This window comes from Streptomyces sp. I05A-00742 (assembly GCF_013055795.1).
GTDB lineage: Bacteria > Actinomycetota > Actinomycetes > Streptomycetales > Streptomycetaceae > Streptomyces.
The window spans coordinates 1-13,468 of sequence record NZ_JABETO010000006.1 but is presented as its reverse complement, the minus strand read 5'-3'; the positions used below and the strand labels follow the sequence as shown (position 1 = coordinate 13,468).

The following is a 13,468-nucleotide window of genomic DNA, read 5'->3' as shown; positions in this document are numbered from 1 at the left end:
CCCTCGCACTCACTCCTCGCCCTCTTCGTCCTCATCCAGCTCCGGCGCGTCCGGGTCGCGCAACGGGCGTAGGACACCGGCGGCCGGGACGCTGGGGGTGAGGCTGTAGCGGCCGAGTAGGTTCAGGTTGCGGTGCTGTACCTGGGCGACGGCGGCGTCGATGTAGCGGGTGGTCCGGAGCACGATGGCGTTGAGGACCAGGCCGAGCGCGCCGAGCTGGTCCTCCATGCCGTCGCGGTACGCCTGGTGGATGGTGCCGCGCTTGCCGTGGCATACGTCGCGGGCCGGCTTGTGGCGGGACTCCTGCACGGTGAGCTGCCGGTTCATCTGACGGCGGTAGGTGTCGTCGACCGGGTCGACCACGCGCAGCAGGTCGTAGGCGCGGACCTGGTTGGTGACCAGGGAGCCGGCGACCTTCAGTATGTCCAGCCAGTGCGTGATCACCTTGTTCAGGTTCACGCGGTTGCGTGCCAGGTCCTCCACCGCGCCGTAGGTGCCGGTCTCGATGCCGGGCATCGTGGCCCGCCAGAACCGCTGGTCGTCCAGGTCGCGGAACCGGGGGCTGAAGTTGTAGCCGAGGATCTTGAACAGGCCGAACCCTATGTCGGAGCAAGAGGCATTGTCGGTCGCCACCATCTCCGGCTTCACGCTGCCGTCGAGGTTCAGCAGCGCGTCCAGGATGTGCAGGGAGTCACGCGGGGTGCCGGGCACGACCATCTGTCCGATGCCCGCGACCTGGTCGTTGACGGCGTTGAGCCAGGTGATGCCGCGCTTGAACCCGAAGTACCTCGGCGACGGGGCGGCGTTGATGGTGCGCACCGGTACCTGGAAGCGCAGCCCGTCCACGGAGGCGAGCAGCCCGTCGCCCCAGTAGCGCACGATCGGGATGCCGGCCTGGGCGGAGATGGGCCGCGCGTTCGCCGCGGCGATGGTGTCGGCGCGCAGGTAGTACTGGTCGACGTGCACGAGCCGGGCTCGGGTCAGCGCTTTGTAGCCGGGGTTGACCACCGGGGCCAGGCCGATGTTGCACGCCTCCGAGGCCAGCAGCGCGACCACCGAGGTGGGCAGGTCCTTCATCCGGGTGGTGCCGTCCCCGAGGTGCACGAACGCGTCCAGGAAGCCGGTCCAGGCGTTCACCTCGAACAGCAGGTCCGGCAGGTCGGTCTTCGGGAGCATCTTCTCGACCCGCTTGCGCAGCCAGGTCAGGGATTTCGGCTCGCCGGGCGCGCCGAGCTTGTCGACGTTCAGCTTCACCCGCCCGTCGTCCTGCACCGCAATGGAGACCTTCGCCGCCGGCCCCGCCTCCTGAAGGCGTTCGGCGAGCTGCTTCCATCCGGCGTCCAGGCCGCGCACCAGCTTCGCCAGGTGCTCCTGGACGGGCGTGTCCAGGCTCAGGGCCGCCAGGCCGTCCTCCTCGACCGCGTCCCAGTCGGGCCCGCCCGGCAGGCGGGCCCGCGGGGTGGACCAGCGGTGCGACGGGGCGGCGAACACGTCGCGGTTGTTCAGGGCCCGGTGCAGCTGCTCCAGCACGCACACAGCGTAGGCGTCCCGATCCGGCGCCCTGCGGCAGATCGGGGTTGGCGTACACCGCCTTGCGCCACGCGGGCGGCACGAGCTTGTCGTCCACCTCGCACGACAGCAGCGGATCTCCACCAAGTCACACGAGACGGTGGTCAGAGCCTTGCGGGACGCCAACCGCAAACTCAGCGAGGAGAACGAACGGCTCCGCAACGGACTCGCCGTCGCCCTTGGCCAGCTCCGCGACCTGCATCCGTTGACTGAGCGCGTCAGCCTCGCGACCGAGCTTCAAGGCGCAATTTCCCTCCTGAGATGAGGAGTTGGCAGCAACTGCCGACTGGGCCACTGACCATCACAGGTCCGAGGCATCGATCCAGCAAATCGTTGCCACCAAATCTGGAGCCTTGTCGGTTGCTTCGGCTGCCAGCAAGGCCCAGTCCCGGCAGTCGGCCACAATCCGATCCCAGGGCAACCGGCGGTCAATCTCCCAGTCGATGCCCGGACCATGGCTTCCGAAGGTCCCACCACCGGGCTTGACCTGCCATACCTGGAAATAGAGCACTGCCTGACCGTGAGCGGCAAGCTGCTCAATGACTTCGGCGAGGTGAACTGTCGGCCATGCCGGATCCAAGTTCTCCAGCGAGCGCCGCAACGCGGCGGCCCGGGGCGGGAGCACGACTTCACAGGCACCGAGATCACACAGTGCCCCGCGAAGTGCCACTCCTTCGCTGTCGTCGGGGGCTTCACCTCGCTGCCGAAAGGCTTCATAGGCTCGCTGAAGTCCCGGCACGGCACGCTGGATCTCCAGGTCCGCCAGGGCTTCGGCCGCCCATTGGCGAACGGTGGAGCTCTCGCTGTCCAGCAGGTCGATCAGCACGTCTCCCGGCCGTGGATCCTGCAGCGCAGTGAAGACCTCAATGGCACACAGCTGTCCAAACCGTCCCAGGCCAGGTACTGCTGCGATCAGCTCGTCCAGCGCGTCTGACCCCATAGCGATCAGCGCATGCTGGGCGTCCTCCGCCACTTCGCTCGAATCCGCATCCAGTTCGCCAACCAGCTGGGCAATCATGCCGTCCATAACCCTGAGTCTGGCTCGGCGGCACCCACCACGACCACTCGATAAACCACTCGTCCCACGCCCACGACGACGCTGGTGTCCACGGCCCCCGGACGACCGGACGCTCACCCACAGCACGTCGGGAGGGCGCGTAGCTGACACTGTCAGCAACACAAAACAGCAGCTCCCACCGACCAGTGAGAGTGGAAGATCCAGATAACGGCCTGCTCATCACTCAGAAATTCCACCGGCACGAGCCGGACCGTAGCCAGCCCCGGACCAGGTCCGGAGGCGTTTCACCGAACCCCAGCGGCGAAGAGGATCACTGTGCTGGACGACCGTGATCATCCTCACCGATAACCGCTGTACCGATGGCCCCGAGGTCGATCACACCGCAGGAACGTGCCGGGGAACTCCTCGTCGGGTGCGCTTCGAGCGGCGCCGATGACTCCGTACCCTGCTTTCGCGAGCCGCCGGGAAATCGCCAGACCGATGCCCTTGCCGGCGCCGGTGACCAGTACGTCCTTCATTCGCTCCTCAACCTCCCGCCGTTCTCGCGCCGTTGACCGCCGCAGTCGTCCTCGGGCGCGGCCGGCCGCGTCGGCAGGGATGTCATCTACACGTATCAAATGCACGGCAGTGCCGTGGCCGCGCCGACCGGACAGTCGGACGGACTCCGAGCGGACCGAACTCGACGAAGGAGAAGGAGAAGGAAGGCGTGTTCCGGCTGTTGGTGGATGCGGATCAGTTACGCGATGCGGTCACAGCACTGGCACCTCATCCCGGAAGCACCGCCGATACCGCTTCGAGGGTGAGCATCCACATCGGCTGCGCACCCGTACCGAACGCCGCGGCGAGGGCGTAGCCGACGGCCGCGTCGAGCGGGCGGGCGTCCGCACCTTCGATCCACTCCGCCACCGGGACCGTTCCGTCCCCCGCCGAAGTGAACGTGCCGATGCGACGCCGGCCCCTGAGGAGGCGGCTGCCGTCCAGCGAGTCGGGCACGAGGCGGTAGGCCGTGCCCGCGTACGAGACGTCCACCGCGAACGAGCGCCTGGTCAGCCGCCCCTTGCTCGGCTTGATCGTGCCCACCGCCCCGTCCACCGTCACCGTGAGCTCGTCCGCGCCACGCGTCCCGATCGGTATGTACGCCTCGGTCGCCGCTCCGGGCCGTCGGCTCACGACGACCTCCGGCACGTTCGGGCCGGAGACGGTCAGGGTGCCGTGCTCCGTGTCCAATACCGTTGTGATCGCACCGAATAGGGCATCATCCGTCATGCCCCCATCGTCTCAGATCCGGGCAGAACCGACCTGTCTTCCGATTTCACACCAGACGGCCTTCGCGGCCGTCCGCCCCCAGCCCTCCCGGTCCCGCGTGATGAACCCCCACCGGTCCGACAGCAGCCGCAGCAGCCGGAGCCCACGGCCGCTCTCGCCGTAGAGGTCGTACGGGCGGAGGTCCGGCGGCTTCGGGTTGCTGTCCCACACGGTCATCCGCAGCGTCTGCCACGCCCAGCGGAGGTGGAGTTCCGTCTCCCCGTACGAGTGCAGGATCGCGTTCGTCAGCATCTCGCTGGCCAGCAGCTCCGACACCCCGGCCAGCTCCGGCAGTTCGTGCGTCATGAGCGCCGAGCGGATCGAGGCCCGGGCGACTCTGACGGCACGCGGATCGTGGGGGATGTTCAACGTGTACGAGAAGGGCGCGACATCGGGCACGGCGGGTCGGGGCAGCATGGCGCCTCCGGCGGGGGTGGTGGGTGGGAGCGGTCCGGTTCCCGGTGTCATTGCCGTTGCCCCGGCGTGTGGGCAGGGGGCTTCGGTGCGCTTCCGGAGCGGGCCGGCGCGGCGCGGTGTGAGCGGCGCGGCACTCAACGTAGGGGCTATTTATAGCCCCTCGCAAGCGGGTGAGCGGAAGTTCGCCCGGGAGGGCACCGGCATGGCACAGTGGCGCGGCAGACCGGCCGAGGAAGAGGAGTTCATGCCCCGTAGAGCGAACCCCACCGCCCGTCAGCAGCGGTTGGGCGCAGAGCTGCGGAAGATGCGCGAGCGGGCAGGCGTCGCCGCAGGAGCAGCTGCCCGAGCAGTCGGCCTTGACCAGGGAAAGCTTTCCTACATCGAAGCCGGCCGGGCGGCGGTGAGTGGTGATCGTCTGCGGAGCCTCGCCGCTCACTACGGGGAGTCGGACGACGCGTTCGTGGAGGCCTTGGTCGCCATGGCCAGGGATCGTGGACGGGGATGGTGGGACGAGTACAAGGATGCGCTCGGCCGCCTGTCCCTGGATATCGCCGAGCTTGAGCACCATGCCACGGCGCTCCGGGCATTGCAGGTCGTGCACATTCCCGGGTTGTTGCAGAGCAAGGACCACGTTCGGAGCCTTTACGCGAACACGATGCCCGAACTGTCGTCGGAGGCCCTTGAGGCCGTGGCCGAGTTCCGGGTGAGGCGCAGGTCGGTTCTCGAACGGGAGAAGCCGCCGGAGCTGGACGCGCTCCTTCACGAGGCCGCGTTGCGCATCCGAGTGGGCGACCGCAGGGTGGCGGCGCAGCAGCTTGCTCTGCTGCTTGACCTTTCCGAGCACCCGGCGGTGACCTTGCGGGTCGTTCCCTTCGACACCGATGGCTTCACTGAAGCCTCATTCCCCATGTTGTATGCCTCGGGCCACGTTGAGAGGCTGGACACTGCGCAGTTCGACACCATCGACGGTTGTTCCTTCGTCGATGCGGACGAACAGCTCGGCGCCTACCGGAAGGTCCTCGACGCGGTGGGGCGGGTGGCTCTTTCCCCAGCTGCTTCACGGGATCTGATCAGGCGTGTGGCTCGGGAATTGTGAGGAGTGACATCGTGAATCGACCGCTGTGGCAGAAGAGTTCCTACTCGGCCAGTACCAAGGACAATGAGTGCGTGGAAATCGCCGGTGGAGCGGGGATCGTCCGCATCAGAGAGAGCCAGGAGCCCGGCGAGGTGCTCAGCAGCGATGCCGCCACGCTCGCCGGGCTCATACGTGCCGTGAAATCCGGTGCGATGGACCGCACTTCGTAATGCCGAAGTCGGACGAAGCGCCCTAACCCTTCACAAGTTCCCGCTGGTTGGCGAGGAGTCACCCCCGACCGGAGGCCGGCCGTCTTCTCGTCAGGGCGAGGGGGTGGCCGGTGCGAGGTCGCGGGCGAGGACGATTTCCCCGTCCTCCAGGTCGCCCGTCTCCTCAAAGCCGGCCGCCCGGTAGAGGCGGAAGGCGACGTGGTTGCCCGGGACCACGCTGAGCCGGACGCGGGTGTGGCCCGCCGAGCGGGCGTGGTCGAGGACGGCGGCCAGGCCGGCGTGGCCCAGCCGCTGCCCCTGGAAGCGGTGGTCGATCATGTAGCGGGTGAGGGAGACGGTCCCCGGGGCGTCCCCCACCGGGTACAGCAGGGCGAAACCGATCAGCTCCGGCCCATGGCGGAGGGCGAGCGGGTCCGCCGCCGGATACGCCCACGCGTCGGCCAGTGAGCGGACGTTCGGGGCGACGTAGTCGCGCTGGCCGGGCAGGACGTCGAGGGCGATCACCGCCTCGTAGGTGTCGGCGGTGACGGGTTCGCAGTGCACGGGGACCATGCGCGGCATCCTAGGCAGCGGAGTCGGGAGCGTCACTCGGGTTCCGGTCGTCAGCCCTTGGTGCGGTATGCCTTGAGGGTGTCCGTCCGGCGGTCCAGCGCCACGGCCGTGTAGCCGTTCACGAGCACCGGGGCCACGCCCAACGGGCTCTTGGTGTCCACGTCCTTGCCCGTCAGGGCATCCACGAGCACCGGGCCGTTCGCGGTCCTGCCGTAGACCAGCCCGTGGTGAACGGCCGTCACGGTGGGGGCCACACGGTTGGCGCCCTGGTCGGGGAGCCGCCACAGTTCCTTCGCGGTCCGCGCGTCGAGGGCGACGACCGGGCCCTGTCCGCGGGAGCCGGCGCAGACCGTGACCGACCGGCCGTCGTACGAGCAGTCGGGGCCCGGGGCGTCGTCCTTCGGCTCGTTCCTGACGTCGCCCGACGCGGCGTCGAGGAAGCGGAGGAAGCCGTGCCCGGAACCGTAGTCCCGTCCCGAGAACGCGAGGAGCGTCGGGGAGGCGGCGCGGACCGAGGACTCGTAACTGTCGTCCTTCGTCGACCACTTCTCCTCACCGGTCGCGAGGTCCAGTGCCTTCAGCCGCTGCTTCTCGCCGATGCCCCGCGGATCCGGACCGGCGACCACGCCACCGGCCACGGCGACACCCGCGAACTCCTTCTGCCACATGGGTTTTTTGGTGTCGATGCTCAGGGCGAAGGTGAGGGCGTGGTCGCCGGTGGTAGCGGTGACGACCGCTACGCCCTTGTCCACGCCGGCGACGGCGACTTCCGGCGTGCTGTAGTCCTCCCAGCGCGGCAGCGGCACCTCCGTCCGCCACTTCAGCTCTCCGGTGACGGCGTCCGCGACGACGACCTCCACCGCCTGGCCGGCGGCGGTCGTGCCCTTGCCGGGGATCTTGACCAGGAAGGGCTGCACGACCACGGGGACCGCCGCGGTCTCGACGACCGCCGGGGGCTGCACCGGACTCGCTTCGAACATCGAGGACGCCGGCTTCAGGGCCTCCCGCGCGGGGCCGACCCGGGAGACGACCCGGCCCGTGGAGGCGTCCACGGTCTGGAGAGCGTCGGCGGACGCGATGTGCGCGAGGGTCCGGTGGAGGACGACCGGTGGCCGGCCGGCCAGGGCGCCACCTATGGTCACCTTGCCGGTGTACGACTCCTTGGGCAGATCCACGGCGCTCGCGGTGTCGAACGCGCGGGGCGGGTCGAAGCTCCGTCGGGGCGCGGGGACGGAGCGGGCGTCGGAACGTGGTCCTCCGTCGCCGTCGTCCTTCCCCGGGCCGTCGCCGTCCTTGCCGCCACAGGCCGTGAGCAGGGTGAGGGCGGCGGTGGCCGCACAGGCCGTCGCGAGCGCGCGTATGCCCGATCTCCTCATGCGGGCCGTACCGATCCCATCGCCCGGGTCACCGTGATCTCGATCAGGACCCGCTCCGGGTTGGGTTCGGGCGTCCGCTCGTACCGCTCCGCGTAGCGGGCGACCGCGTCGGCGATCGCCTCCGGTTCCGTGCGGACGACGGCGGTGCCCTCCAGCGTGGCCCAGGATCCGCCGGGTGCGACCTGGCAGACCGCGACGCGGGCGCCGTCGGAGCCGGCGGCGAGGACGTTGGCGACCTTGGTGCTGTGCTTGCGCGTGATCACCCGGGCCGTGGACGTCTCCGGGTCGAAGGTCACGCCCACCGGCACGACGTGCGGACTGCCGTCCCGGCGAAGGGTGGTGAGGGTGGGGAAGTGGCGCTCGCGCCAGAACGCGACGTAGTCGTCCGGCAGGTTGCGGAGGTCGTGGGCCATGCGCGCCAGGGTAATGGCCCGGCGCTCAGAGGAAGTCGGTGGTGTCCAGGTCGAAGTCGAAGGGGGCGGGGAGGGGGAGGGGCTTGCCGAAGGGGACGCTGTGCATCTCGGTGTAGTCGTCCTTCGCCGGTTCGGCGAAGAGCGTCACCGTGCTGTCGCCGCGGTCGACGAGGAGGTAGAGGGGGATGCCCGCGCGGGCGTAGCAGTGGCGCTTGGCGATTCGGTCCCGTTCCGGCTTGCTGCTGGTCACCTCGGCGACCAGGGTGACTCCCTCCGGGGGCATCCACGTCGGTGCGCCTCGGAAGAGACGCCGTTCGCGCGGTGCGAAGGTGGCGTCCGGGATGGCGTAGTTCTTCGTGCACAGCCCCCCTCGCGGCAGTTTCAGGCCCTTGTTGCCCGAGCACTGCATGCGTACCTTCGCGTGGTCGTACATCTGCGCGACGATCAGCTCGATGGCGTCCTCGTGATCGCCATCCGGCGCCGGTGACACGATGATCTCCCCCTCGATGAACTCCGCCCGGAACCCCTCAGGGGTCTCCAGGGTCAGGAAGTAGTCCAGGAGGGTCTCTTCCGGCGTCATAAGCCTTGGCTCTTGTGCCATAGCCGTCATGCTGCACCCCCTTGTGGTCGAACGCCAGCATCGCCGACCGCCCCCGGTGGCGTCCCGTTCGTCGTACCGGTTCACTCGCAGGAGGGAGCGCGAGAGGCCGGAGAGCATCCCAGCGGACTACCGGAGTCAAGGTTGAGTGGAATAGACTCAACTTATCGCACGTTGCTCAAGGCAGGACGAAGAGCGAGCCAGTCGTAGAGCGAGTCATAGGAGGAGTCCCCCCGCCGTGGATGCCGAGCTGACCAACAAGAGCCGTGAGGCGCTGAGCGCCGCCCATGAGCGGGCCGTGTCGGCCGGGCATGCCGATATGACCCCCGCCCATCTGCTGCTGGCGCTGCTCGCCGGGCAGGAGAACGAGAACCTGCTGGATCTGCTGGCCGCCGTCGAGGCGGACGCCGCGGTGCTGCGCGGCGGGGCCGAGCGGGTGCTGGCGGGGCTGCCGAGTGTGCAGGGGTCGACGGTGGCGCCGCCGCAGCCCACCCGGGAGCTCCAGGCCGTGCTGGTCGACGCGGGGGAGCGGGCCCGGGACCTGGGCGACGAGTACGTCTCCACCGAGCACCTGCTCATCGGGCTCGCCGCCAGGGGCGGGCGGGTCGCCGAGCTGCTGGAGCAGCAGGGGGCCTCGGCCAAGCGGCTGCTGGACGCGTTCGAGAAGGCGCGCGGCGGGCAGCGGGTGACGACGGCGGACCCCGAGGGCACGTACAAGGCGCTGGAGAAGTTCGGTACGGACTTCACGGCCGCCGCCCGTGAGGGCAAGCTCGACCCGGTCATCGGCCGGGACCACGAGATCCGCCGCGTCGTCCAGGTGCTGTCGCGCCGCACCAAGAACAACCCGGTGCTCATCGGCGAGCCCGGCGTCGGCAAGACGGCCGTCGTCGAGGGGCTCGCGCAGCGGATGGTGAAGGGCGACGTCCCCGAGTCGCTGAAGAACAAGCGGCTCGTCTCCCTCGACCTCGGCGCGATGGTGGCCGGTGCCAAGTACCGCGGTGAGTTCGAGGAGCGGCTGAAGACCGTCCTCGCGGAGATCAAGGCCAGCGAGGGCCGGATCATCACGTTCATCGACGAGCTGCACACCGTCGTCGGCGCGGGCGCCGGCGGGGACTCGGCGATGGACGCGGGCAACATGCTCAAGCCGATGCTCGCCCGCGGCGAGCTGCGGATGGTCGGCGCGACGACGCTCGACGAGTACCGCGAGCGGATCGAGAAGGACCCGGCCCTGGAGCGCCGCTTCCAGCAGGTGCTGGTCGCCGAGCCGTCCGTGGAGGACTCGATCGCGATCCTGCGCGGGCTCAAGGGGCGCTATGAGGCGCACCACAAGGTGCAGATCGCGGACTCGGCGCTGGTCGCCGCCGCCACGCTCTCCGACCGGTACATCACCTCCCGGTTCCTGCCGGACAAGGCGATCGACCTGGTCGACGAGGCCGCCTCCCGGCTGCGGATGGAGATCGACTCCTCGCCGATGGAGATCGACGAGCTCCAGCGGGCCGTGGACCGGCTGAAGATGGAGGAACTGGCCCTCCGCAACGAGACGGACGAGCCGAGCAAGGAGCGGCTGGCGAAGCTGCGCCGCGACCTCGCCGACAAGGAGGAGGAGCTGCGCGGGCTGACCGCGCGCTGGGAGAAGGAGAAGCAGTCCCTCAACCGGGTCGGTGAGCTGAAGGAACGCCTGGACGATCTGCGCGGTCAGGCCGAACGGGCCCAGCGGGACGGCGACTTCGACACCGCGTCCAAGCTGCTCTACGGGGAGATCCCGGCCGTCGAGCGGGAGTTGGAGGAGGCCGCGGAGGCCGAGGCCGAGCAGGAGGCGTCCGCCCGGGACCTCATGGTCAAGGAGGAGGTCGGCCCCGACGACATCGCCGAGGTGGTGGCGGCCTGGACCGGCATCCCGGCCGGCCGGCTGCTGGAGGGCGAGACGCAGAAGCTGCTGCGCATGGAGGACGAGCTCGGGAAGCGGCTGATCGGGCAGGAGGAGGCCGTCCGGGCCGTGTCCGACGCGGTGCGCCGCTCGCGCGCCGGGATCGCCGACCCCGACCGGCCCACCGGCTCGTTCCTCTTCCTCGGCCCGACCGGCGTCGGCAAGACGGAACTGGCGAAGGCGCTCGCGGAGTTCCTGTTCGACGACGAGCGGGCCATGGTCCGGATCGACATGAGCGAGTACGGCGAGAAGCACTCGGTCGCCCGGCTGGTCGGCGCGCCCCCCGGCTACGTCGGCTACGAGGAGGGCGGCCAGCTCACCGAGGCGGTGCGGCGGCGGCCGTACACCGTCGTGCTGCTGGACGAGGTGGAGAAGGCCCACCACGAGGTCTTCGACATCCTGCTCCAGGTGCTGGACGACGGACGGCTCACCGACGGCCAGGGGCGGACGGTCGACTTCCGCAACACCATCCTCATCCTGACCTCCAACCTCGGCTCGACCTTCCTGGTCGACCCGCTGCTCAAGGAGGAGCAGAAGAGGGAGAAGGTGCTGGAGACGGTACGGACCGCCTTCCGCCCCGAGTTCCTCAACCGGCTCGACGACATCGTGGTGTTCCACCCGCTGGGCACCGGCCAGCTGGAGCGGATCGCCCGGATCCAGCTCGACCAGCTGCAGCGGCGGCTCGCCGACCGGCGGCTCACGCTGGACGTCGACGAGAGCGCCCTGCGCTGGCTGGCCGCGCTGGGCCAGGAGGAGCCGGAGCAGGCGCCCGACCTCACGTACGGCGCCCGGCCGCTGCGCCGGCTGGTGCAGACCGCGATCGGCGACCAGCTGGCCCGCGCGATCCTCGCCGGGGACGTGCGGGACGGGGACACCGTCCGCGTGGAGCGGGATCCCGCCCGGGGCGAGGGTCTGTCGGTGACGGCCGCCGGGAGGTGACCCGAGGGGCCCGGGAGGCCCCGCGGGTGACCTGAGGGGCCCGGGAGGCCACGAGGCCCGCGAGGCCGGGGAGCCCGGGGAGCCCGGGGAGCCCGGGAGGCCGGGGAGCCCGGGAACAAAGAACCAGGCAGCCCCGGAAACAAGGCCCCCCGAGGCCCGGACGGCCCACTCCCGGCCTCCCCCGCCACCCCCCGCCGCGTGGTCGGCGGGCGACGCATGCGTCAGGGGTTGCGGGGCAGGGGCTGGTGTGGGGGAGGATGGCCGCAACCGTACGAAGGGAAATCCACGGTGAGCATCGACCCGTCCTCGATTCCGAATTTCGGGGGCCAGCCCGAGCCGCAGCCCGAAGAGACGGGCCCGGCCGGTCCCGTCATCCCCGACCAGGACCTGGTCAAGCAGCTCCTGGAGCAGATGGAGCTGAAGTACCTCGTGGACGACGAGGGTGACCTCGCGGCTCCGTGGGAGCAGTTCCGTACGTACTTCATGTTCCGCGGTGAGGAGGAGCAGCAGGTCTTCTCGGTGCGGACGTTCTACGACCGGCCGCACGGCATCGACGACAAGGCCAAGCTCCTGGAGGTCGTCGACGACTGGAACCGCCGCACCCTGTGGCCGAAGATCTACACGCACACCAACGACGACGGCACCGTCCGTCTCATCGGTGAGGCGCAGATGCTGATCGGCGTCGGGGTGTCCCTGGAGCACTTCGTGTCCAGCACCGTCAGCTGGGTCCGCGCCTCCGTCGAGTTCGACCGGTGGCTCGTGGAACAGCTGGGCCTGGAGGAGGACCTGGAGTCCGGCGACGGCGACGACAAGCCCGACGCCGACGCCTGACCTTCCGGGAAGCCCCGGGGGCAGGGCCTACATGGGCAGACGGGCCATCGTCACCAGGTAGGTCCCGTACACGAACGAGAGCCCGGCCAGCGCGCCGACCGTCACGACGACGGTGCGCGACCGGGCTCTCGTCATGCCCAGGGCCAGCGGGATCAGCAGGGGGAAGGCGGGGAGCAGGAAGCGCGGCTTGGACGCGAAGTAGCTGGACCCGCCGAGGGCGATGACGCAGAGGACGAGCGTGTAGGCCAGCAGCGGGGCGGGCGGCCGTTCGAGGACGAGGAAGACCAGCGCGACCAGGGCGACGACCAGGACGACCAGGGATCCGTAGTAGGCCATTCCGTCGCGGCCGGTGAACAGGTGGCGGACGAACCGGAACGCGTCCGCGCCGAAGTCGAACCGCGAGCCCCACCTCCGCTGGACGGTGAAGTAGCCGAGCGGGCCGAAGCCGGACCGGTACCCGGCCCACAGGACGTACCCGGCCCAGCCGAGCGGGGCGAGGGCGGCGCCGGCCCACAGCCGCCAGTCGGTGCGGGACCGCGGCTCGCGCCGCAGGAGGATCAGGGTGGCGCAGACGATGGCGGCGGGGACGGCGATGGCGTTGGGCCGGGACAGTCCGGCGGTGAGCGCGAGGGCGCCCGCCCAGACGTGCCGGTGGGTGACGGCGGCGTAGAGCGCCCAGGCGGCGAGGGCGGTCATCAGGGACTCGGTGTAGCCCATGGTCTGTACGACGGCGTGCGGCAGCAGGCCCCAGAGGAGCACCAGCCAGGTGGCGGCCGGGCGCCCGTACAGCCGCTCGCCGACGGCGTAGATGCCCCAGGCGGCGGCGCCCGCGGCGGCCCAGGCGACGAGGAGCTGGGCGGAGACGAGCGTGAACGGGGTCAGGACCGTCACCGTGTGGACGAGGCCGGGGAAGAGCGGGAAGAACGCCAGGTCGCTGTAGATGACCGAGTGGCTGGTGGGGGAGTGCACGACCAGCCCGTAGCCGTCCTCGGCGATGCCCGCGTACCAGACGGCGTCCCAGGAGTGGCCCAGCAGCGTCCGCGGGTGGCGGCCGGTGGACCAGGCCCAGGAGGCCACCGTGGCCAGGCCGGCCAGCCGGGCCGCGGCGTAGAGCCCGAGCGCGGGCAGGGCGCGGCGCAGGGCCGCGCGCACCCGGTCCACGCGACGGACCCGGCCGCTCGCGGGGGCGCGGCGCGGCTCCGGGGTGCGGACGGGCAC

At 70.2% G+C, this 13,468-nt stretch carries 13 protein-coding genes and 1 pseudogene; 4 read left to right on the top strand and 10 right to left on the bottom strand.

The features are described from left to right. Positions 1-9: 9 nt before the first annotated feature. The 5 genes and pseudogenes from HN013_RS07655 to HN013_RS07635 all read right to left on the bottom strand — a co-directional run. Positions 10-1,657, bottom strand: a pseudogene (locus tag HN013_RS07655) (Tn3 family transposase); the annotation flags it as partial. A gap of 213 nt (positions 1,658-1,870) precedes the next feature. Beyond that, a complete protein-coding gene (locus HN013_RS07650; protein WP_249374829.1) occupies positions 1,871-2,596 on the bottom strand; it encodes a HEAT repeat domain-containing protein in 726 nt (241 codons plus the stop codon). 329 nt (positions 2,597-2,925) lie between these two features. Continuing rightward, positions 2,926-3,105: an SDR family NAD(P)-dependent oxidoreductase gene (locus tag HN013_RS07645; protein ID WP_283247526.1), complete on the bottom strand. Its 180-nt coding sequence runs from the start codon at positions 3,103-3,105 to the stop codon at positions 2,926-2,928. A gap of 247 nt (positions 3,106-3,352) precedes the next feature. Then, entirely contained in the window at positions 3,353-3,853 is a 501-nt protein-coding gene (locus tag HN013_RS07640; protein ID WP_171164431.1) for a hypothetical protein, read from the bottom strand. A gap of 12 nt (positions 3,854-3,865) precedes the next feature. Then, positions 3,866-4,309: an ATP-binding protein gene (locus HN013_RS07635; RefSeq protein ID WP_171164429.1), complete on the bottom strand. Its 444-nt coding sequence runs from the start codon at positions 4,307-4,309 to the stop codon at positions 3,866-3,868. A 202-nt stretch (positions 4,310-4,511) separates the two neighbouring features. Between HN013_RS07635 and HN013_RS07630 the strand changes: the two genes are divergently transcribed. After that, entirely contained in the window at positions 4,512-5,405 is an 894-nt protein-coding gene (locus tag HN013_RS07630; protein ID WP_249374828.1) for a DUF5753 domain-containing protein, read from the top strand. Between the two features lie 11 nt (positions 5,406-5,416). Next, positions 5,417-5,614 carry a DUF397 domain-containing protein gene (locus tag HN013_RS07625; protein ID WP_312018536.1) on the top strand — a complete coding sequence of 66 codons (198 nt, stop codon included), beginning with the start codon at positions 5,417-5,419 and terminating at the stop codon, positions 5,612-5,614. A gap of 90 nt (positions 5,615-5,704) precedes the next feature. Here HN013_RS07625 and HN013_RS07620 read toward each other — a convergent pair whose 3' ends face one another. From HN013_RS07620 to HN013_RS07605, 4 genes are read right to left on the bottom strand one after another with little or no spacing between them, the layout of a single operon-like run. Continuing rightward, positions 5,705-6,166 (bottom strand): N-acetyltransferase, encoded by a 462-nt coding sequence (locus tag HN013_RS07620; protein WP_171164426.1) that lies wholly within the window; start codon positions 6,164-6,166, stop codon positions 5,705-5,707. A 50-nt stretch (positions 6,167-6,216) separates the two neighbouring features. Then, positions 6,217-7,542 carry a PQQ-binding-like beta-propeller repeat protein gene (locus HN013_RS07615; protein ID WP_171164424.1) on the bottom strand — a complete coding sequence of 442 codons (1,326 nt, stop codon included), beginning with the start codon at positions 7,540-7,542 and terminating at the stop codon, positions 6,217-6,219. Next, complete coding sequence (locus HN013_RS07610) at positions 7,539-7,955, bottom strand: pyridoxamine 5'-phosphate oxidase family protein (protein WP_171164422.1); 417 nt, start codon at positions 7,953-7,955, stop codon at positions 7,539-7,541. The genes HN013_RS07615 and HN013_RS07610 overlap by 4 nt, the downstream gene beginning before the upstream one ends. Before the next feature lie 25 nt (positions 7,956-7,980). Then, the gene (locus HN013_RS07605; protein WP_171164419.1) at positions 7,981-8,565 is read right to left on the bottom strand and encodes a Uma2 family endonuclease; all 585 of its coding nucleotides are present in this window, start codon (positions 8,563-8,565) and stop codon (positions 7,981-7,983) included. A 226-nt stretch (positions 8,566-8,791) separates the two neighbouring features. Between HN013_RS07605 and clpB the strand changes: the two genes are divergently transcribed. Together clpB and HN013_RS07595 are read left to right on the top strand one after the other, a co-directional pair. Further along, positions 8,792-11,419 carry an ATP-dependent chaperone ClpB gene (clpB, locus tag HN013_RS07600; RefSeq protein WP_171164417.1) on the top strand — a complete coding sequence of 876 codons (2,628 nt, stop codon included), beginning with the start codon at positions 8,792-8,794 and terminating at the stop codon, positions 11,417-11,419. 288 nt (positions 11,420-11,707) lie between these two features. Further along, complete coding sequence (locus HN013_RS07595) at positions 11,708-12,250, top strand: YbjN domain-containing protein (RefSeq protein WP_171164415.1); 543 nt, start codon at positions 11,708-11,710, stop codon at positions 12,248-12,250. A gap of 27 nt (positions 12,251-12,277) precedes the next feature. Here the strand turns inward: HN013_RS07595 and HN013_RS33620 are convergent. Then, positions 12,278-13,468: hypothetical protein (locus tag HN013_RS33620; RefSeq protein WP_283247525.1), on the bottom strand; the 1,191-nt coding region annotated here is incomplete at its 5' end.